This window comes from Kitasatospora sp. NPDC001225 (assembly GCF_053597855.1).
Map to the genome: position 1 here is coordinate 25,754 of NZ_JBSFJC010000045.1, position 22,448 is coordinate 48,201.

A 22,448-nucleotide genomic window follows, 5' to 3' on the forward strand; every position below is an offset into this window, starting at 1 on the left:
GACCGTTCCCCGGCCTACTTGGCCTGGGCGATGTCGGTGTCGATCTGCTTGGCCGTGGCGGCCAGACCCGCCTGGAGGTCGCCCTGCTTGCCGGACTCGTAGTCGTAGCCGAGGTTCTGCAGGGTGATGAGGTAGCTGCCGCCGTTGACGGCCGGCGGGGTGGTGCCGGAGTGGGCGTTCTTGGCGACGTCCAGGAAGGTCTTGAAGTTCCGGTCGCTCACCAGCTTCGGCGAGTCCAGCGCCTCGAAGGTGCTCGGCACGTTGTGGATCGCGTTGGAGAAGTTCACCACCGCGTCGGTGTCCGTGGTCAGGTACTTGACGAACTCCCAGGCGGCGGCCTGCTTCTTGCTGGTGCTGGCGATGCCGATGATGGTGCCGGTCTGGTAGCCGCGGCCGTAGGTGTCGGCCTGGTCGTCCGGGACGGGGAAGGCGGCGGTGGCCCACTCGAAGTCGGGCTTGTCCTTGGCGAGCGAGGCGGTGCGCCACTCGCCGTCGAGGGCCATCGCGACCTGGCCGGTGTGGAAGGGGTTCTTGGCGCTGAACTCCTCGCCGAAGGTCGCGCGGTACTTCTCCAGCTTGTCGTAGCCGCCGAGCTGGTCGACGAGGCCCTTCTGCCACTTGAACATCGCGGCGACCTTCGGGTCGGTGGCGATGTTCGACTTGCCGTCGGCGCCGAAGTAGGTCGCGCCGTACTGGCCGAGGAAGTGCTCGGTGGTGGACTCGTAGCCGTGGTACAGCGGCATGTAGCCGAGCTGCTTGTACGAGTCGCCGTCGGCGACGGTCAGCTTGGCGGCGTCCTCGGCGAACTCGCTGAAGGTCTTCGGCGGGTTGGCGATGCCGGCGTCGGCGAAGGCCTTCTTGTTGTAGTACAGGCCGTACGCGTCGCCGAGCAGCGGCAGCGAGCACTGGTTGCCCTGGAACTGCGTGTAGTTGAGCATCGCGGCCGGGAAGGTCTTGACCGGGTCGATGCCGCTCTTCTGGAGCATCGGCTTGAGGTCGACGAAGGCCTTGGTCGAGCAGAACATGCCGACGTTGTTGGTGGTGAAGGAGGAGACCACGTCCGGCGCGTCCGAGCCGCCCGCCCGCAGGGCCTGGTTGACCTTGTCGTCCTCGAGGCCGTCCACGGACTTGACGTGGATGTTGGGGTGGGCCTTCTCGAAGGCGGCGATGTTGTCGTTGATCGCCTTCTTCTCGTTCTCCTGGCTCCAGCCGTGCCAGAAGGTGATGGTGACGTCCTTGCCGCTGGCCGAGTCGTCGGAGCCGCCCGAGTCGCTGGAACCGGTGCAGGCGGAGGCGAGCAGGGCCAGGACGGCGCTGCCGGCGACGGCGGCGATCGTGCGGCGGCCTCTGCGGGAGGTGGTGGCGTGCACTTCGGGATCCTCCTGGGGGTGCGCGGGCAGGCCTCGTTGCCTCGGGTCCCGCGTTCGGGGGTTGGGGAGAGGTGGGTGCAGGTGGCGAGGTGACAGGGGGAGCGTCAGTGGGTGCGTCGAGTTGATCGGGGGCGGGCGTCAGTGGGTGGAGAAGACCGCCTCGCGGGCGTCGGACAGGGCACGTTGCAGGGCGCCGAGCAGGACCGGCGAGCCGGACAGGGCGGTGCTGCGGACCTCCGGCCGGGCGATGGAGATCCGCGCCAGTTCGTCCTCGACCAGCGCGCGCAGCCGTTCGCCGCCCGCGCTCGGCACCACACCGGAGAGGACCACCAGCTGGGGGTCGACGACGGCGACGATCACCGCCAGCCCGACGGCGAGCCGCCCGGCCAGCTCGGCGAGGAAGGCGTCGCCGGCGCCGGGGGTGGCCAGCGCCCTGGCGATGGACTCCTGCGCGGTGGCCGCGCCGAGCCCGTGCTCACGGGCCAGCGACCGGACGGCGGGCGCGCCGACCAGCGCCTGGAACCCGCCGAACTTGCGGCGGCGGGCGTCCCACTCGACCGGGGAGTCGGGCAGCGGCATGTAGCCGACCTCCCCGGCGCCGCCGGTGAAGCCGCGGTGCAGCCGCCCGGCGATCACGATCGCCGCGCCGACCCCGGCCCCGGCCCAGAGCAGGACGAAGTCCTCGAAGCCGGCCGCGGCGCCCGAGGACCGCTCGGCGACGGCGGCCAGGTTCACGTCGTTCTCGATCGACACCGGCGCGCCGATCGCCTCGGTCAGCTCCTCGACCAGCCGCGGCGAGTGCCAGCCCGGCAGGTGGGAGGCGTAGCGCAGCTTGCCGGTGACCGGGTCGGGGGCGCCGCCGACCCCGATCGCGACGGTGCGCAGGGCGCCCTCCGGCAGACCGGCGGCCCGGACCGCCTCGGCCACCGCGGCGGCGACGGTGGGCACGGTCGCGGCCGCCGGCACACCCTTGGTCGGCACGGTGTGCCCGGCCAGCGTGGTGCCGGTGATGTCGGCGACGGCGACCTCGATGCCGCTGTTGGTGACATCCAGTCCGGCGACGTACCCGGCGGCCGGATTCACCTGGTACAGCCGGGCGTTGGGGCCGGGCCCGCCCGCCGTGGTACCGACCGGCAGGACCAGCCCGGCCGCCTCCAGCCGGGCCAGCAGCTGGGAGGCGGTGGGCTTGGACAGCCCGGTGAGGGTGCCGATCTGGGTACGGGAGAGCGGCCCGTTCTCCAGCAGCAGTTCGAGGGCGGCGCGGTCGTTGATGGCGCGCAGCAGACTGGGGGTGCCGGCGAGGGGGGCCTTGGCGGTGCTCTTGGTCATGCCCGGCATCCTCCTCTTCCGGCTGGTCGTCGACGTCCTGCGGGTGTCCCCGGCGTGGGGAGCGGGCGGGTTTCGGACGAACTGTTAGGAAACTTTCCAGTCGCTAGGGAAGGACCGTAAGCGCCCTGTCGTAGGGGTGTCAATGGTGGGCGGAGCGGAGGATGCCGAAGCGTTACCCGACACCACGAAGCCCCGCCCCCACCGTGGTGGGAGCGGGGCTTCGTCCGTGTCCGTGCGGCCGAACCGCTACGGCTTCGACGCGTCGTCCGCCGCCCGGGCCGCCGCCGGGACCGGGGCCTGGGCCGGAACGGGCTCGGCCACCCGGTCGGCGGGTGCGGCCTGTTCGGCGGCCGGGACCGGGGAGGGGGCGATCACCACGCCGGTCGCCCCGGCGGCCACCGCGGCGACCTCCTCCTTGACCTTGATCCCGGCCCCGTCGAAGGCCGCCTTCAGCCGCTGGCGCAGCGCCCGGGAGACGGAGGCGGCCTTGCCCGGGGCGGTCCTGGCCTCGACCCGCAGCACCACCGAGTCCGAGGCGACCGACTCCACGCCCAGGATCGACACCGGAGCCCAGATCAGCTCGTCGTACGGGGCCTCCTTGGCCATCTCCTCGGCCGTCGCCAGGATCAGGTCCTCGACCCGGATCAGGTCCTCCTTGTAGCCGACCTGGACGTCCACCGAGGCGGTCGCCCAGCCCTGGCTCATGTTGGCGATCCGCTTCACCTCGCCGTTGCGGATGTACCAGATCTCGCCGTTCCCGCCGCGCAGCTTGGTGACCCGCAGGCCGACCTCCAGCACCGTGCCGGTGGCGACACCGGTGTCGATCTCGTCACCGACGCCGTACTGGTCCTCCATGATCATGAAGACCCCGGAGAGGAAGTCGGTGACCAGGTTCCGGGCGCCGAAACCGATCGCCACACCGGCCACACCGGCGCTCGCCAGCAGCGGCGCCAGGTTCACGCCCAGCGCGGAGAGCACCATCAGCGCCGCCGTGCCCAGGATGCTGAAGGAGGCCACGCTGCGCAGCACCGAGCCGATCGCCTCCGAGCGCTGCTGGCGCCGTTCGGTGTTCACCACCCCGGTGTTGGCCAGCAGCCCGCCCAGCCGGCTCTCCTCCTGGTGCTCGGAGGTGCGCGCCATCCGCCCTATCAGCTGGGTGATGAGCTTGCGCACGACGGCCCGGAGGACCAGCGCGAGCACGATGATGAAGACGATCCGCAGCCCGGAGGCCACCCAGCCCTGCCAGTGGGTGTCGAACCAGCTGGCGGCCTGCCGGGTGGTGTCCGAGACCTCCTGCGCGCTGGTCGGGATCCGCAGGTCGAGCTCGGGCAGCTGCGCGGTGGGGCTGGGGGCCGGGGTCGGGTTGGCGAGCGTCGAGGACGCGTCGGACGGACCGGTGGCACCGGAGCTGAACACGTGCGGACCTTCCTGGCTGGGGTGCGTGGTGGGCCCGCACCGCCGGCAAGCGGCCCGCGGACCGTGGGCGTCAGCCTATCCGCCGCCGCGGGCCCGCCCGGACACGCCGGAACCCCGCACGGGTGTGCCCAAGGGCGTACGGAGCGTGTCGAACGCCCCGTCAACGCCCCCGTACGCTCCCCCCGAACCGGGGCTCCGGGGCCGTCCGGGGCAGGAGGGGCGCTGCTCCGGACGGCCGAACCGTGCCCCCGGCGGGCGACCCGCCGGAGTCACCGGGACCCGTCGCACCGCCACCCGGGTGCAACCCGACCTTCCCCCGGGCATACCGGCTATGACAGAGACCACACCCGGAGTTCGCGTCAGGTCCGTTACACAGGAGTGGTGGCGCCGTACAAAGGCGTAAGGCGACACTGGGGGAGATCGCGCACGAGTGGCGCGATCCAACCGCTCGTCCCGGCGCGAGCCACGCGCCGCAGGCGTCCAAGGAGGCATCCGTGCCGCATGTCCTGGTCCTCAACGCGTCCTACGAGCCACTCGGCGTCGTATCGATGCGCCGCGCACTCATCCTGGTCCTCAACCACAAGGCGGTCAGCCTGGAGGACTCGGAAGTCACTCTGCACAGCGCCACCAGCGCCCTTCCGGCGCCGTCCGTCGTCCGTCTGACCCGCTTCGTCCGGGTCCCGTTCTGCGGGCCCGTCCCGCTCACCCGCCGGGCCCTGTTCGCCCGCGACCACGGCCGCTGCGTCTACTGCGGGGCCGCCGCCACCAGCGTCGACCACGTCATCCCGCGCAGCCGCGGTGGCCAGCACCGGTGGGACAACGTGGTGGCGGCCTGCCGCCGCTGCAACCACACCAAGGCCGACCGCCACCTCACCGAGCTCGGCTGGCGGATGAAACGACCACCCGCGCCGCCCAGCGGCCTGGCCTGGCGCATCATCGGCACCGGGATCAAGGACCCGCGGTGGCGGCCCTACCTGGAGCCCTACGGCGGCGCGGACCAGCTGCGCGCCCCGCAGTGGGGCGAGTACGAGCACCACGACCGCACCGAGCAGCCGGTCCACCCGGTCCCGCTCGGCCGGGCCCACTCGGGCCACCCCGCCCCCGTCCGCCGCGGTGAGCAGCCCGAACCGCTCTCCGCCTGACCACAGCTCCACAAGGGCCCGCCCGTCACACCGTCGGTACGCGCCTCATGGGCCGCCGAGCCCCCCGCAGCGGGGAGCCGGCGGCCCGCCGCGTTTCCGCCCACCCGTGACCGGGCCCGGCGACGGCCACCACGGCCACGGCCACGGCTACGGCTTGGGCGCGATCCCGCCCGCCGCCGCCGGAGGTGTCGCCGGCGTCCCGGGCGCGCCGCCGGGCTGGGCGGCCTGGCCGCCTCCCTGGCCGGCCGGGGGCTGCGGCGCGGCCGGCGGGGTCACCGCGTACAGCTCGACGCCCCACAGCGAGTAGCCGTACTTGGTCGCCCGCGCCACGCCCTGCACCCGGAGGTACCGGACGTTGGGCGCGTCGAAGCGCACCGTCTCGTCGCCGCCCTTGCCGTTGTCCACCGTCGCGGCGTCGGTCCAGGTGTTCCCGTCCGCCGAGACCTGGATCTTGTACGAGGCGGCGTACGCGGCCTGCCAGTGCAGCACCGCCGAGCCCAGCCTGGTCGCCTGCGGCAGCTCCAGCCGCACCCAGGCGTCGTCCTTGGCCGGGGAGGACCAGCGGGTCTTCGGGTCGCCGTCGGTGACCGCCGAGGCCGGGAAGTTCGCCGTCTCGTCGCCCGAGGAGGCGGCCTTGGCGCCGAGCGCCAGGTCCGGGCCGCCGGTGGGCGGCACCACGTGCACCTGGAGCACCTGCCGGACGGTGGTGCCGCCGGCCACGAACTGCACCGGCACCCGGTACGTCCCGGACGGCGTCTCCGCGGTGGCGCTGACCAGCAGCGGCACGCCCACCCGGCCGCCGCGCGGCACGGTCACCGGGCCGGCCGGGGTCACGGTCAGGCCCTTGGCGGCGGGCGGCACCTCGGTGCGCAGCTCGCCGGTGGTGCCCTCGGGGCGGCCGGCCTCCACGGTGGCGCGGGTGGTCACGGGCGCGGAGGCGCCGGTGACCACGTCCAGGGCCGGGTCGGAGAGGCTGAGCCGGGCCGCCGGGGCGTCCGCGTACCAGGGGATCACCTGGTTGACCACCGGAGGGTCGCCGCCGGGCTTCCAGGTGAGCCGGAACGCGTCGGCGGGCTGGCCGCCGGCCGACAGCTCGTTGTAGCCGGGCTGCACGGTGCCGATGTCGGCCCAGGTGCCGTCGGCCCGGCGCACCGCGAGGGTGGCGGTGGCGCGCACGGACGGGTCGGTCAGCACGGTGAGCCGGTCCAGCGGGCGGGCCGCGCCGAGCTCGACGGTGAGCGGCTCGTCCATCGCGGTCGGTGCCTTGGCGGCCCGGTACGCGGTGTCCGGGTTGCCGTCCAGCACGGCGGCGGCGGAGGAGCCGGGCACCGCGTCGGGGCCGCCGCTGACGCTGGCCGGGGAATCGTCCGGGGCGGTGACGGTGAACTCGCGCACCGCGACGGCGGTCTTCTGCGCGGCGGTGGCCCGCAGCCGCACCGCCCGGACCACGGTGCCCGGCGGGAGCTGGGCGCTGACCGTCTTCTGGTTCTTGACGGTGGCGAGCTGCTTCCAGCCGCCCTCGCCGGTGGAGTACTCCAGCACGCCGTCGCGGATGTAGTCGTCGGCGGCGGTCCGGGCGTCCGGGCCGTTGCCCCAGCCGCCCATCAGCACGGTCACGCCGCTGACCGGGCGGCCCGCGCCGAGGTCCAGGCCGACGGCGTCGCCGGGCTGCGGGGGAGCGGAGCTCCAGTAGAAGGTGTCGGCCACGCCGTCGGTCATCAGCGCGGGCAGGTGGTCCTGGGCGGTGCCCAGGGTGGTGGTCGGGGTGGCGGCGCCGCCACCCACGCCCGACCAGTTGTCGGCGGCGCGCACGGCACGGTCCAGGAACGGGCCGAGCACCCCGGCGCCGACGGTGGCCGGGGCCCGGTCCAGCTGCTCGCGCAGCCGGTTGAGCTCGACCCGGGCCTTCCAGGCCGCCGCGCCGTCGCCGCCGTGCTGCGCCAGCAGCATGTCGAGGGCGGACTGCCCGGCCAGCCCGTAGTCGCGCAGCGGGCCCAGCCAGGGCGCGGCCTCGCCGGCCAGCTGGGTGGTGGCCGGGGTGCCGGCCAGGGTCTGCTGGGCGGTGGCCATGGTGGCGAAGGCGTCCCGCAGCGGGGCGGCGGCCTCGATCAGCCGGGCGAGGTCGGGGGCGGCGCCGGAGGTCGGCTCGGCGGCCGCCCAGAACCGGTCCAGCAGCGGTGCCAGGTAGCCGGACTCCTGCTTGGACAGCGGCGAGGAGGTGCTGTTCCCGGCCAGCGCGGTGACGGCGGACAGCGCCGTCCCGACGGGCGTCGGGGCGGCGCCGGTCGGCCCGGCCAGCGAGCGTACGGCGGCCTGCCAGGACTCGTCCGGCTTGTACCCGGCCGGGTTCCAGGCGAAGTCGCCGGCCGTCGACACGGCGATCCGGGAGGCCACCGGCTGCTGCATCGCGCCGGTCAGCAGCGCCGCCGAGCGGGTGGCCACCTCCGGGTCGCGCCCGGTGTAGGCGCCGAGGAAGAGCCGGTCCGGGGTGGCGTCGTTGACCGGGTAGTTGTCCATGGTGAGCAGCGGGTGCCCGTACAGCCCGGCGGTGTCCGAGGCCTGGGCGCCGGTGATCTTCTCCGGGATCACCCCGACCCCGCTCCAGGCCACCTGCACGCCCTCCGGCAGGGCCGCCGCCAGCGCCTTGCGGTACGGGGTGGAGCCCTGCTGGTGGTACTCGGTGGGGACGACGGACAGCGGCGCCAGGCCCGGGTTCCTCGCGATCAGCCGGTCCTGCACCTTCTTCACCAGCTCGGCCTGGGCCTTGGCGGCCGCGGCGGGCCCGGTGCCGTACTCGTCGCGGTCGTCGCCGCAGTGCCACTCGTCGTAGCTGACGTCCAGGAACTGCAGCTGGAAGGCGGTGAAGCCGAGCTTGCGCAGCCCGTCCAGCTTGTTCACCAGGGCGTCCACGTCCTTGCCGGAGCTGAAGCAGAGGGACTGCCCCGGGTCGAGCGCGTAGCCGAGCGCGACGTGGTTCTGCCGTGCCCGGAAGCCCAGTTCGCGCAGCTCCTCGGCCTGGGCCGCGGGGTAGGCGGTGCGCCAGCGGGAGAGCCGGTACGGGTCGTCACCGGGCGCGTAGAGGTAGAAGTTCTGCTTGGAGCGGCCCAGGAAGTCGACCTGCTCCAGCCGCTGCTGCGCGGTCCACGGGGTGCCGTAGAAGCCCTCCGTGACGCCGCGCACCGGGGCGCCGGTCGGCCAGTCCCGCAGCGTGATCCCGGGCAGGCCGAGCCCGGCCGCACCCGGCGCCTGCCCCTGCCCGGCCGGTACGGCGGCGAGCAGCTGACGCAGGCTCTGCGCGGCGTAGAAGGTGCCGGTGGCGTCCACGCCGGCCAGCACCACGGCGCCGTACGCCCCGCCGCCCTGGGCGGGCAGCTGACCGGCCGACAGCACGTACCCGCCGGCCGGCATCCCCGCGGTCGTCGGCCCGGCGCCGTCCTTGCCGCCCGCGGCGGCGGACAGCTGGCGCAGCACCCGGTCCACCTCGCCGCCGGCGCCCTCGGCGGGCCCGCCGACGTACACCACCAGCGCCCCGGCGGCCGGCGTCCCGCCGTCCGGACGCGGCGTCACCTCGCCCGCCCCGGCGACCTCCAGCACCTCCTGGACGGCCCGCACCGCGCCGATGTCCGCCTTGGGCGCGCTCACCAGCGTCACGGCGGACGGCACCGCGACGGGCTTGCCCGCCACGGTCTGCTGCTGCGGCTTCGGGAACACCTTCGGGTCGGTCACGCTGCCCAGCGGCGTCTGCGGCGCGGTGCTCACCACGTCCGAGGCCGTCGAGGCGGCCGTGGCCGCCGCGTACGCCGCCGACGGCAGCGAACCGGCCAGCAGCCCGCCGACCACCGCCGCGGCCGCTACCCCGGCCGCGATCTGCATCGCCCGCCGCCCCGGCCGCCCGGCCCGGTCCGCCCGGTCCGCGCGCTCCTCGCGCACCGACGCCAACAGCGGCTCGGTGCCCTTGAGATCGGCGATCAGCCGGTCCGCCGTCCGTGGCGCCAACTGACGGCACGTCCGCGCCGTGGCCCGCCGCGCCGCCTCCGCCGCGGGGTGCTGCAGCACCTCCCGCAACGCCGGACTCTGCTCCAGTTGCGACCTGAGCCGCCGCCCGGCCGCTACGGACACTCGGGCTTGCACAGGAGCCTCCTCGCCAGGCCACGACCACATCGTCCGCAACCCCACCAGCTGGCCGATCCGGTGTCAACGCCGCCGACTGCTATGACCGTTTTGCGCCGTTTCATTGCATGTCGGACCAGCCCGGAAACACCCGCGGGCACCGGGCTCGGCGGGGTGATCCCTCCCCGGAGGGTGCCCGGCAGACGCGAAGGGCCCGCGCCGCCGGGTGGCGACGCGGGCCCTGGTGGCCACTCAGGACCGTGGGCTCAGGACCTGGAGGTCAGGAGCGCGGCGGAGCGGGCAGCACGGCCGTCCGCAGGGTCGGGATGGTCCACTGCTGGTTCGGCCCGTAGCCGCAACCGGCGATCTGGAGCCGGGTGCCGCTGGTGGCAGGTCCGCCCGGCAGCTCGAAGCACTTGCCGGAGGCGGGGTGGAACAGCGCGCCGTTCGCGAGGGGGATCCACTTCTGCGCCGTGGTGCCGTCGCAGGAGTGGTACTCCAGCTGCGTGCCGTCGACCGTGCCGGCGTTCACCGTGGCGATGCAGCCGCCCTTGACCCGGATGGTGCCGTCGTTCCCGAGAGCGAGCTGCTGGGCCTCGGTGCCGTTGCAGTTCACCAGCATGATCGGGTTGCCGTTCGCGGTGCCCCCGTTGACGTTGTCGACGCACATGCCAGCGTCGGCACCCGAGCGGACGACACCGGTCGCGCTCGGCGCGGTCGGCGCCACCGCGAACGGGTAGACGGCGGTGCTGCTGATGCTTCCGTCGAAGCTCGCGGTCGGCTTGGACTGGTACTTGTACCGGCCCAGGGTGAACGGCCCCGAGGACGCCGGGCTGGTGCCGGCCAGGTGGAACTTGGTGCCGGCCAGGACGCCGTCGACGTAGAGGGCCATCGCCCCGGTGTCGGCGTTGTACGAGGCCGTCAGGCGGGTCCAGACGCCGGGCCGGGTCTCGGCGCTGGCGTTCTGGGTGTCGGTGTAGTCGTACGACCAGGTGTCGTCGTCCGTGTAGGCCAGGCCGAAGTGCCAGTTCTTGCCCGCGCCGTCGGTGTACAGCAGGAAGTTGCTGGCGTGCCCGGTCTCCTGGCTGGCGACGACGCCGGGGCCCGAACCGGCCTTGGCCCAGGTGGAGATGGTGAAGCTCTTGCGGGTGTCGACCACCGGGCCGCTCATGGTGATGTTCGAGCCTGCGCCGGAGGCGAAGGTGCCCACGGTGGTCTTCTGGCCGTCCACGGTTTCCTGGACCCAGCCGACGTTCGTCGCCCACCCGTCGGTGCGCTTCTGTCCGTCGCGAACGGTGTTGGTGCCGTCGGGCGCCGCCAGCCAGTTGCCGACGGGGCGGTTGAGGTTGCCGAGCGCGACCGGGTTCTTCTCCAGGCCGGTCACCGTCGGGCCGCCGGCGGGGTTGTTCTTGTCCTTCGGGGTGCCGATGCCGGCCCAGGCGACGAGCTGGTTGTTGGTGTCCACGGCCCACAGGTCGGGGATGCCGTCACCGGTGACGTCGCCGTTGGAACCGACCTTCGGGTACAGCTTGGCGTCGACGCCGTTGGCCAGCCAGCCCTTGGTGGGGCTGGAGAAGGCGGAGGCGTCGAAGGTGTTCCCGGGCTTGGTGGCCAGCTGGTAGGCGTGGATGGTGCCGTCGAACTTCGAACGGGCCCACAGGGTGGGGATGTTCGTCCCCTTGCTCGGACCGGGGGTGATCAGGTCGTAGTAGTCCCAGTCCTGCTTGTCCTTGAGCGGATCCGGCTCCGACAGCAGGATGGCGGTACCGTCGAGCTTCCGGACGTTGGTCGACAGCGCGAGCCAGAGCCGGCCCTTCTCGACGTAGAGCAGAGAAGAACGCGGCAGCCCGGCGGTCGTGGTCCCCGGGTTCTTCGGGGTGTCGCCCGTGGGGGAGCCGAACGCCGCGATCTGGGTCACCGAGGACCAGTCGCCGCCGTTCCCGTAGGCCGAGCAATCGATCTTGGTCCCGTCGGGGAGCCCACACTTGCCGGACTTGTACAGGGACTCGTGCGCCTTGCCGTCCAGGTGGCCGGCGGTGTCGTCGTTGCTGTAGAGGTACAGCTCGGCGGCGCCAGGGGCGTGGGCGACCAGGTCGTCGACGTTGCGCTCGGTGAACGAGCCCCGGTGGGTGGTCTGGACGGTGCTCCAGTCCTGGTTGTCATCGGCCCCGGGAGCGGAGGCCGGCTTGGTGTTCGGTGCCGCGTACGGGTCGGCGTTGGCACCGACCAGCCGCAGGGAACCGGTGCTGTCGGGCAGCAGGACGTCGGCCTTCCGGTCGCCGTCGATGTCGCCCATGATCGGGTCACCCGCGGCGGGGTTGCTCGGCACGAAGAAGGTGTAGGCGACCGGCTGGGACATGTTGCCGGCGTTGTCCTGGGTCTGCAGGTAGAGGAAGTTCGTCCCCCAGTGGTTGGCGATGAAGTCTTTCAGCTCGACGCTGCCGTCGCCGTTCATCTTGACGACGTTCCCGCCGTCGTTGCACTTCCAGCCAGTGGCCGAGGCCTGGATCGGGTCGGTGGTCCAGCGGGCGCAGGCCAGGCCCGAGGAACGGCCACCGGTGGCCGGGGCCGGGTCGGTGCCGGTCAGGATGAAGGAGCCGGGCTCGCCGACGCGCTTGGGATGCCCGCCCAGGGTGCCCGACTCCGGGAAGTCGGTCGAGGTGATGCGGGCGGTCGGCGGGGTGCGGTCGATGCGCAGGAAGCACATCGGGCTGTTCGGGCTGGTGAGCGTGCCGTCGGTGGTGGCCGCGAACCAGCCGTACTGGTGGCCGTCGATCAGCGACCCGACGCTCGCGTTCTTGCGGCCCGAACTCGCGCCCCAGCCGGTCTCGTAGAGCTTCGAGGACCCGTTGTCGTCGTCGTCCCAGATCTTGAACGAGGTCCAGAGCTGCTCACCGGTCCGCGACCAGGTGTCCACGCTCAGGTTGATGTCGGTGTTGATGCCGACCCAGCCCGGATTGTCCCAGGGGTTGGCGGTGCCGGGGGTCTGGCACGGGCTGGACGTCGCGTCGCGCGCGAAACCCGGGGGCGGACTGGTCACGGCGTCGCCGATGTTGGGCGTGAAGTCGTACGTCACGACGACGTGCGGGTTGTTGGCCCACCGCTGGCGGTAGTACTTGTTGCCCTCGTCGTCGGGGGCGAACATGAAGGTCCAGCCGTCCCAGTGCTCGCGGGCGGCCTGAACCATCTGGCCGTAGACGTCGAACTCCTTGCCGCCGCCGCCGGAGATCCAGTTCATGCCGACCTTGGAGCAGTTCGACGGCTCGGGACAGGGCTGGGCGTTCCAGCGCGTCCACTTGTTGATCGGGTTGCTGTTGCCCGACCCGGTCGAGTACAAGCCCATCGGGGTGGAGGTCGAGGGGCTGGACGACTGTGCGACGGTGGCGTAGAGCTTGGCGCTGAGGACGGTCGAGTCCCAGAACGTCGAGTTCAGGCCCACCTGGAAGTAGGCGCGCTCCTTGCCCTCCTTGTCACAGCGGTTGTTCGTGTCGATGTAGCCGCAGTAGCCGGACGCCGGCTTGTCCTGGCCGAGCTGGGTGCCGTTGTACTCCATCGTCTCCGGGTAGGCCGACTGCACCTGGGCCCAGGCCTGGGTGCCGTTGTCCACGCTGGGGTTCCAGCCCGGGTCGATGAACCAGGGGCCGGTGCCCTGCCCGAGGAGCGAGGCGTCCGGTACCAGGTCGATGCCGCCGCCGCTGACGGTGGTGGCGATCGGCGCGGTCCGGGCGCCGGGGCCGGGAGCCTTGCTGTCGGAGCCGGCGGCGCCTGCCGCACCGTCCGCGGCGGGCGCGGCGGCGGCCTTGGCCGCGGCCTTGGACTCGGCGGCGGTGGAGGAGTCCCACATCACGGGCGTCGGGGCGGTGAACCGGGCCTGGCCGGCAGCGTCCTCGGCCGACAGGTTGCCGTTGGCATCCGCCTTGACGGTCAGCCCGTCGGTGACGGTGTCGAGGTGGAGCTTCTTGATCTTCGGGTCGGCCGCCGCCTGGGCGGTGCGCACGATCAGGACCTGGCGCCAGCCACCCGCGGGGGTGGCGCTCAGTTCCAGGTCGACGTCGGGCAGGACGGAGCGGTAGAGGGCGCTGCTGCCGCTGAGTTCGGGCTTCGGCAGGGAGAAGGGCGCCTTGACCGACAGCTTCTTGCCGTCCGTCGTGGCCATGGTGGCCAGCGGGCCGGCGCCGCCGCCGGAGAAGGTGAGCCCGGAGGGTACGGCAGTGGGTGCGACCGTGCCGTCGGGGTTGGTCCGCAGCGTCGCGTCCACAGCGCGCCAGGTTCCGTCGGCGTTCTTGATCCGCTCCACCACGGGGGAGGAGTCGGTGGTCAGCGTGCCGTCCGGGTTGGCCGTGGTCTGGCTGCCGCCCGTGGTCATGGCGTCGACCACGACGGGCTTCCCGGCGCTCTTCGCCTTCGCCTGGGCGGCGAGTATCGCGGCGGTCTGCGCCGAGGGGGAGTCGGGCTGTCCCTTGGCCGGAGGCGTCGGCCACGAGGCGTCGGCCGGACCGTGGTTGCGGTCGGCGGGAGCCGCCACCGCGATGCCGGGCACCGCCAGCAGCCCGGCGCCCAGGGAGAGGACGGCCGTGCAGGCGAGCGGCAGGAGACCTGCGCGGAATGTCCGGAGGCCCGTGGGGCGTCCGCCAGGAGTGGGAGATGGAGGATGTGATCTTGACATGAAGACCCCTTGGCATTGGTGATGTGAGCAGAGATCGGTCGCACGCTGCCTTCACATTTGAGCGACTGTCAAAGCGTTTTATCGACAAGGTGTCCGAGTTGTCGGGGTGGTGGCGCATTGCTCTCCGGGTGACATTGATCACACAGAGTGGTTCTCTTCCTTTCCTATCTTCGGTAGGTCGTATGCCCCTAAGGTGCCGGGGGCCTGGGCCGGTGCGACTGGCCCGATTCAAGGCTTGGCAATCTCTGGGGGGATCAGTTGTCCCGTTCTGTCCGCCTGTTCACCAGACCGCGAAGTCTGCGGGTGGCCGTGGTGGCGGCGCTGGCCGTCACCATGTCCGTGGTGACACTTCCTTCGATCGAGGCGGTCGCCCAAGCGGCGGCCCCGCCCGAGGTGTGGGTGCCACCGAACACGCCGGTGCCGGATGCCCGACCGGTCAAGGGTGCCGATGACAAGCCCGTCGGCCACACGCCGGACCCGGGCAAGAAGTGGTCGCCGCCGGCCGACTCCAGCCCGCCGGCCGGTACGGCCACCGCTGTCCTCGGCGCTGCCGGAGCCGGAGCGGCCCTGGCGCCGAGGGCTGCTGACGCGACCTCGGTTCCGGCGCCCGTCCAGGCCGGTTCGCTGCCGGTCTGGATCGCACCGGCGACCGGCGCGAAGCCCGCCGCCCCCGCGGCCAAGGACACCGCCTCCGCCGCTCAGGCCTCGACTCTCCAGGTCGAGTTGGCCGACCGGCCCCGCGCCGACGCGGCGGGCGTGAACGGTGCCCTGGTGGGTGTCAGCGACACCGGTGCGGGCGCCGGAGCCGGCCGGGTCGAGGTCGGGATCGACATCCAGGCCTGGGCAAAGAACGCCGGCGCCAACTGGGCGTCACGGGCCCGGATCGTCCAACTTCCCGGCTGCGCCCTGACGACTCCGGGAGCCGCCGGCTGCACCACCCGCACCCCGGTGGCGTCGCACCGGGACGACTCGACCGGCCGCCTGGTGGCCGAGGTCGACGTCCCGCAGCCGACCGCCTCCGTGGCCGCCAAGTCCTTCGCCTCCGGGGCCTTCGCGAGCCCGGCCGCGGCCTCTCCCACGGTGGCGCTCGCCGTCGAGGCGGACGTCAAGGGCAACAGCGGTGACTTCAGCGCATCACCGATCACCCCGTCCGCCTCATGGCAGGCTGGTGCCAACGCGGGCAACTTCACCTACGGCTACACCGCCGAGCTGCCCTCCGCACTGGCCGGCCCGGCCCCCGACGTCTCGTTCGGTTACGACTCCTCCGCGGTGGACGGCAAGACCGCCTCCACCAACGCCCAGCCGTCCTGGATCGGTGAGGGCTGGGAGTGGCACCCGGGCTCGATCGTCCGCGGCTACAAGGGCTGCAAGGACGCCGGGATCGACAAGTCCGGCGACCAGTGCTGGGGCGGCGACCTGCTCCAGCTCTCGCTCGCCGGGCATGCGGGCCAGCTGGTCAAGGACGACAAGTCCTGCGACTGGCACCTCCAGGGTGAGGACGGCACCAAGGTCGAGCGGTTGACCGGCCAGAACAACGGTGCCTGGAACGGCGAAGCCTGGCGGATCACCACCACCGAGGGCACCCAGTACTACTTCGGAGCCAACCACCTGCCCGGTGGCGACGGCACCGACCAGGCCAGCAACTCGGTCTCCACCGTGCCGGTCTACTGGCCCGGTGGCCAGGACCCGTGCCTGAAGACGGGCTCGCCGGCCACCAACTCCTGGAACCAGATGGGTTGGCAGTGGTCGCTGGACTACGTCGTCGACCCGCACCAGAACCTGATCACCTACCGGTACGACCAGGAGCAGAACTACTACGCCCGGGGCGGCGGCCAGAACAACGGCAACGGCACCCGGACGCAGTACCAGCGGGCGAGCTACCCGACCTGGGTCGGTTACGGCCAGCGCCTGCCCGACCAGATCGCCGCCAAGGGCAAGGCCAACCCGGCCGCCCAGGTGTGGTTCCGCACCGCGGAGCGCTGCCTGTCCACCAAGGACTTCAGCTGCGACCCGTCCCTGCGGAACAAGGACAACGCCAAGCGCTGGCCGGACACGCCGATCGACCAGAACTGCGAGGCGACCGGTGACTGCACCGTCTACTCGCCGACCTTCTGGACCACCAAGCGCCTGACGAAGGTCGACACCGAGGTCTGGGACGGTGCCAAGTACCGTCCGGTCGACTCCTTCGCCCTCAACCAGTCCTTCCAGGACCCGGGTGACGGCACCTCACCGTCGCTCTGGCTGGACTCGATCCAGCGCACCGGCACCAACAACCGCACGCCGCTCACCCTGCCGGCCGTGTACTTCCAGCCGCTGCAGATCGCCAACCGCGTCGCGGGTCAGATCGTCAAGCCGGACGGCACGTCGGCCTCGATCGAGCCGTACAATCGTCCGCGCATCCAGAAGATCACCACCGAGACCGGTGGCCTGATCAACATCGTGTACCGGCCCGCCGAGTGCTCGCGCGAGGCGGGCGGGAAGATGCCCGCGTCCGAGGACGGCAACACGATGGCCTGCATGCCGGTCAAGTGGTACCTGCCCGGACAGACCGCGCCGGACCCGGTCAACGACTGGTTCAACAAGATCATCGTGCAGTCGGTCACCCAGCAGGACACGGTCGCCGGCAATCAGCCCGCGGTCGTCACCGACTACGAGTACGGCGGCGGCGCGGCCTGGCACCGCAACGACTCCGAGATGGCCGACGCCAAGTCCCGTACCTGGGACCAGTTCCGCGGCTACGCGACGGTCACCACGCGCACCGGCAGCGGAAGTGGTGTCGAGGCGCCCCGCACCAAGTCGACCGCCACCTTCCTGCGCGGCATGGACGGTGATGTCCTCGCCGACAAGACGGCCCGCCAGGTGTCCGTGAAGGACGTCCACGGCGGCACCATCAAGGACGAGAACGTCCTGGCCGGATTCGTCCGCGAATCCGCCAGCTACGCCGGTGACAACGGCGAGGTCCTGGCCACCATGGTCTCCGAGCCGTGGCTCGGTCCGATCACGGCCACCCGAGCCCAGTCCGGCGGCATGCCGGAGATCACCGCCCGGGCCGTCAACGCCCAGAAGGTGACCACCCGCCAGAAGCTGGCCAGTGGTGCCTGGCGCACCAGCGAGCGCTCCACCACGTACGACTCGACGCCGTTCACCCGCCCGCTGGCGGTCTACGACAACGGCGACATCGCCCACCCCGAGCAGCTGCTCTGCACCTCCTTCGAGTACGCCACCGGCCCCGGCGACGTGCCGACGCAGCTGGCCTCGCGCACCCTGGTCCTGAAGGGCGCCTGCGGCCAGACGCCGACCAAGGACAACACGGTCGCCGACACCCGGTCCTACTTCGACGGCCAGGCGCTCGGCAAGGTCGGTACCAAGGCCGAGCAGACCTCGACCGAGGTCCTGGAGCGCTACGACGCGGCGGGCAAGCCGGTCTACCGGGCCACCGCCCGGGTGAGCTTCGACGACTATGGTCGGGTCGTCAGCACCGTCGACCCGACCCGTACCGACGCCACCCACCCGACCGGTGCCGAGACCAGGACCGCCTACTCGCCGGCCACCGGGCAGCTGCCGACCCAGATCACCCACACCAATCCGATGGGCTGGCAGACCGTCAGCACCCTGGACGTGGGCCGTGGCTCGGCGCTCAAGATCAAGGACGAGAACGGCCGGATCAGCGAGCAGGAGTTCGACTCCCTCGGCCGCGCCTCGGCGGGCTGGAGCCCCGGCAACGATCGGGCCAAGTTCCCGAACCGACCGAACCGCAAGTTCTCCTACTCGGTCAACGGTGCCGAAACGCCCTCGCAGGTTCTCAGCCAGGCGCTGATGGGCGACCTGAAGACGTACACCTCCAGCTTCACCATCTACGACGGGCTCGGCCGGATCCGCCAGACCCAGGCCAGCACCCCGTCGGGTGCCACCGGCCGCATGATCACCGACGCGCTGTTCGACTCGCACGGCTGGCAGATCAAGACGAGTTCGGCCTACTACAACGACCAGGCGCAGCCCAGCGGTCAGCTCTTCCTGCCGAACGGCGGTGTGAACCCGGACGGGAAGATCCCGTCCCAGACCGTCCAGACGTACGACGGCGCGGGCCGGGTGACCGACTCGGTCTTCCAGTCCTATGGCGTCGAGCAGTGGCGCAGCCACACGGACTACCCCGGTGCCGACGAGGTCCGCACCACCCCGCCGGCCGGCGGCTACGCCTCCGCGACGGTGTCGGACGCCCGTGGCAACACCGTCGCGCTGCGTCAGTACAAGGCCAACACTCCGACCGGTGCGTACGACGAGACCACCTACGGCTACACACCGCAGGGCAAGGAGGCCTGGCGCAAGGACGCGGCCGGCAACCAGTGGACGTACGAGTACGACCTGCTGGGCCGCCCGGTGAAGTCCACCGACCCGGACTCGGGCACCGGCACGACGACGTACGACGACAGCAGGAACCTCGTCACCGGCACGGACTCCCGGGGCAAGAGCGCCACCAGCGTCACCGACCTGCTGGGCCGCAACGTCGCGGCCTACGAGGGCACGGCGATCGACCCGACCAAGCAGGTCGCCGCCTGGACGTACGACTCACTGGCCAAGGGAAAGCCGACCTCCACGACCCGCTACGTGGGCGGGACGACCGGAGACATCTACAAGTCGGAAGTCACCGGCTACGACATCGGGTACCGCGAACTCGGTACCAAGACCACCATCCCGGCCGTGGAGAAGGGCCTCGCCGGCGTCTACCAGACCGACAACACCTACGACGACGCAGGCCGCCTGACCTCCACGACCCTGCCGGCAGTGGCCGGGATGGGCCGGGAGACGCTCAGCTTCGCCACGGACACGGTCGGACAGTTCGTCGGCCTGAGCAGCGTCTTCGGGTACGAGCCCGCCACGACCTTCGTGGCCGATGTCCGTTACGACCCGTACGGCCGGCCGTACCGCACCACGATGGGCGGCGCGGGCACCCAGGTGGTGGCCACCATGCTGATCGACGACGCGACCGGTCGGGTGACGCGTTCGATCCTGGACAAGCAGACCGCCGAGACCGCCCACGTCGACTCCGTCGACTACACCTACAACCCGATGGGCCAGGTCACCTCGGCCCGCGACGCGCAGGACGGCCAGGTCGCCGACCTGCAGTGCTTCACCCACGACTACCTCGGGAGGCTCACCCAGGCCTGGACCGACACCGGCACCCAGACCACCAGGCCGCAGCCGAGCGTCCCCGGCGTCGGTGCCTGCACCAACACCGACGGTCCGTCGGTGAGCGGCGGCAAGCCGAGCGTCGGCGGCCCGGCGCCGTACTGGCAGCAGTACGAGTACGACCTCATCGGCAACCGCACGAAGCTGGTCCAGAAGGACGTCACCGGCAACACCGCCAAGGACGTCACCACCGCCCAGACCTTCGGCTCCGGCGCCAACACCCCGTCCTCCGACCCGAAGACGGGCGGCGGCACGGGCGGTCCGCACGCGCTGATGAAGTCCACCCAGACCGGCCCGGCCGGCACCGCGGTGACCTCGTACGCCTATGACGCGGCGGGCAACACCACCTCGATCACCGACACTCCGGGCACCAAGTCACTGACCTGGAACGCCCAGGGCAAGCTCGACCAGATCACCGGTACCGGCCAGAGCGGTGCGACCAGCTACCTGTACGACGTGTCGGGCAACCAGCTGATCCGTCGCGAGGCCGGCAAGACCACGCTCAACCTGGGCGCGGACCAGATCACCCTGGACACCACCAACAACGCCAACGTCGTCACCAACGTCCGCACCTACGGGGCGCCCAACGGCCTCTCCGTCACGCGTACGACGACCAACGGCGCGTCCAAGCTGGCGTACCAGGGCGCGGACCCGCACGGCACCAACGGCGTCCAGTTCGACTCGGCGACGCTCGCCCACGTCCGGCGTCCCACGGACCCGTTCGGCAACGAGCGCGGCACCCAGCCGACGGCGGGCGTCTGGGCCGGGGACAAGGGCTTCGTCGGCGGCACCAAGGAGAAGTCCACCGGCTTCACCCTCCTCGGTGCCCGCGAGTACGACCCCAAGACGGGCCGCTTCATCAGCCCCGACCCCATCACCGTCGCCGACGACCCCCAGCAGTGGAACGCCTACGCGTACGCCAACAACAGCCCGATCAACAAGTCGGACGCCAACGGCCTGCGCATCGACTGCGACCGGATCACCGAGTGCTCGGGCTGGAACTTGGCTCCGGGAGTCACTCCACAGCCGCCCGCGGCGACGCCTGACCCCGACGAGGGGACCCCGCCGGTCACCCCGGCGGTTACGGACGCCAAGAACAAGAAGGACGCCGCTGACGACGCCGTGCGCAAGTCCAAGCGCAAGCGCGACGAGCTCGTGCACAAGGTGGTCGACATCATCGGCGACCTGATCGGCTTCAACGACGCCCGTGACTGCTTCACCAAGGGCGACGTGATGGGCTGCGTCAACACCGCCCTCAACGCGGTGCCCTGGGGCAAGATCCTCAAGGCCGTCAAGGTCGGCATCCAGGCCCTCAAGATCTACAAGGAGATCGAGAAGACCTACACCGCCATCCGCTCCGGCGAACGCGCGGCCAAGGAAGCCGAAGCCGCGTACGTCGGCGCCAAGACGGCCGCCGCCGAAGCCAGAGCAGCCGAAAAGGCGGCAGCCAAGGCAGCAGAAGAAAAAGCAGCAAAGGAAACAGCGACCGACGCGGCAGGAACAGAGGGTAAAGCCGCAGCCCATGAAGCTGACGAGGCCGCCTCGAGCTGCTCCCTGATCCGCAACAGCTTCCCGACCGGCACCCGGGTGCTGATGGGGGACGGCACCCTCAAGCCGATCGAGGAGATCCAAGAGGGCGACATCGTCATGGCGACCGACCCCCAGACCGGCGAGACCCACCCCGAGCCGGTGACCGCCACCATCACCACCCCCGACGACAAGGACTTCACCGACCTCACCCTCACCGACGACACCAGCCCCCGCGGCCCCCCGGCCGACGAGCAGTCGAAGATCACTTCCACCTACCACCACCCCTACTGGAGCGAGACCCGCCAGCAGTGGGTCGACGCCGGCGAACTGACCTCCGGCGAACAGCTCCGCCAGCCCGACGGCACCACCCTCACCATCCAGTCCGTCCGCAACTACCCCTACGCAGTCACCACCCACAACCTCACCGTCAGCTTCCTCCACACGTACTATGTGCTGGCAGGTGCGATGCCGGTACTCGTCCATAATTGTGGTCCGGTTGAGAACAATCAGCCAGAGAAGCTTTCGATGGAGATGCTCGAAGCAGAATTCTCAGGTGTCGCCCCCGCCGCAGCGGGCACAGGGGCCTTCAATGAATCCGTCTCGGCCGGAGGCCGCCATATCTGGTCGGTGGACGTCGCTGGGACTCTCCGAATAGCACCCGCGATGCCGGGCATCAAGCATCCTATCCTGACCGAGGGAAGGGCGGTGGTTGGGGCAGGCGAGGCTCACATAAATGAGCGTGGAATCGTTGAGTACATCAACAACCACACCGGTCATTACACGCCCTGTCAGACATGTTCTGAAGGGTTCCTGATGAATGGTGTGCGCGCGTTCGAGGGGGCTGGGGTCCCAGTTCTTCGGCGGGGAATAACGAACCTGGGAGGCAAGTAGTGGACGTCACCCGACAAGATTTTCTCGACTTTTGCGCCTTGGATCCCGAAATGCGCAACGGTTGGCTGAAAGCCAGGTTTCCAGAAGGCGCGCCTGTCCACTGGTGGTTCTTCGTTATTGAATCACTGGAATCTCGGCTCAGCCGCTTCTCGGAAGCTCTGCCGGAGGAGCGGAAGCAAGCGCTGAGGTGCGGCATTGAGACGACGGTCTTCGCCACCTCAACAGGCAACCTTTCCGAGGTTAGGGGTGTCGTGTTGATCGCGGGGCTCTTGGTCCGGGCATCGCTGCTCAAGGGGGTGGTGGATATTCCCATCGAAGGCGAGGTCGACAATGTGATCAGGTCGGCGCTGGGTGTCGTCTCGCTGTCTCCGGAGGCGGCATTGGCTGCGGCTGACCGAAGGCGCGTGGAAGGGCGAAATCTGGAAGAGTCCGTCCACTGGCCCGGAGCTCCGACCGCATCATGCGAACTGCCCGAGGATGAGGACATTCGTCGCCTGGTTGAAATCGAAGAGATGCTGGCGGCTCTTCGGCCCTTGTCGGCTCTGGTGGTTGACCCCAGTCTGCGCCTCGAGATCGGTGTTTGGTTCGATCTGGAGAATCGGTTCGGATTGGGTAACACTGCATCAGATGAGATGCTTCGGAGATGGAATGAAAGGGGGGTGGGCAAGAGGGTGGATCATTCAGAATGAAGTAATTTCGTCGCCATAGGGATTGCGCCCAGGTTGGCGTAGCCCGTCAAATCGTCGGCAAGGCTCTAGAAGGCCGATAGTCAAGAGCCCTATGGGATCACGATCCCATAGGGCTCTT

General features: G+C 71.0%; 7 protein-coding genes and 1 pseudogene. 3 read left to right on the top strand and 5 right to left on the bottom strand.

Annotated features, from left to right (window positions below; translation table 11 throughout):
• Nucleotides 1–14: 14 nt before the first annotated feature.
• From ACWDCZ_RS17930 to ACWDCZ_RS17940, 3 genes are all read right to left on the bottom strand, one after another.
• Nucleotides 15–1,370, bottom strand: a complete 1,356-nt coding sequence (locus tag ACWDCZ_RS17930; protein ID WP_049651467.1) for an ABC transporter substrate-binding protein — start codon at nucleotides 1,368–1,370, stop codon at nucleotides 15–17.
• A 138-nt stretch (nucleotides 1,371–1,508) separates the two neighbouring features.
• On the bottom strand, nucleotides 1,509–2,699 hold the full coding sequence (locus ACWDCZ_RS17935; RefSeq protein WP_049651468.1) for an ROK family transcriptional regulator: 1,191 nt from the start codon (nucleotides 2,697–2,699) through the stop codon (nucleotides 1,509–1,511).
• Nucleotides 2,700–2,945: 246 nt separating this feature from the next.
• Nucleotides 2,946–4,115: a mechanosensitive ion channel family protein gene (locus ACWDCZ_RS17940; protein WP_388046029.1), complete on the bottom strand. Its 1,170-nt coding sequence runs from the start codon at nucleotides 4,113–4,115 to the stop codon at nucleotides 2,946–2,948.
• A 494-nt stretch (nucleotides 4,116–4,609) separates the two neighbouring features.
• On the opposite strand from ACWDCZ_RS17940, the pseudogene ACWDCZ_RS17945 reads away from it, so the two are divergent.
• Nucleotides 4,610–5,119: pseudogene (locus ACWDCZ_RS17945) on the top strand (HNH endonuclease); the annotation flags it as partial.
• A 285-nt stretch (nucleotides 5,120–5,404) separates the two neighbouring features.
• Here ACWDCZ_RS17945 and ACWDCZ_RS17950 read toward each other — a convergent pair.
• Both ACWDCZ_RS17950 and ACWDCZ_RS17955 read right to left on the bottom strand, forming a co-directional pair.
• Nucleotides 5,405–9,253: a beta-N-acetylglucosaminidase domain-containing protein gene (locus tag ACWDCZ_RS17950; protein WP_449816356.1), complete on the bottom strand. Its 3,849-nt coding sequence runs from the start codon at nucleotides 9,251–9,253 to the stop codon at nucleotides 5,405–5,407.
• Between the two features lie 394 nt (nucleotides 9,254–9,647).
• The gene (locus ACWDCZ_RS17955) at nucleotides 9,648–14,033 is read right to left on the bottom strand and encodes a ricin-type beta-trefoil lectin domain protein (RefSeq protein ID WP_449816357.1); all 4,386 of its coding nucleotides are present in this window, start codon (nucleotides 14,031–14,033) and stop codon (nucleotides 9,648–9,650) included.
• Between the two features lie 342 nt (nucleotides 14,034–14,375).
• Between ACWDCZ_RS17955 and ACWDCZ_RS17960 the strand changes: the two genes are divergently transcribed.
• Both ACWDCZ_RS17960 and ACWDCZ_RS17965 read left to right on the top strand, forming a co-directional pair.
• A complete protein-coding gene (locus tag ACWDCZ_RS17960) occupies nucleotides 14,376–21,641 on the top strand; it encodes an RHS repeat-associated core domain-containing protein (RefSeq protein WP_449816358.1) in 7,266 nt (2,421 codons plus the stop codon).
• Nucleotides 21,641–22,330 (top strand): hypothetical protein, encoded by a 690-nt coding sequence (locus ACWDCZ_RS17965; RefSeq protein WP_449816359.1) that lies wholly within the window; start codon nucleotides 21,641–21,643, stop codon nucleotides 22,328–22,330. The genes ACWDCZ_RS17960 and ACWDCZ_RS17965 overlap by 1 nt, the downstream gene beginning before the upstream one ends.
• Nucleotides 22,331–22,448: the final 118 nt, after the last annotated feature.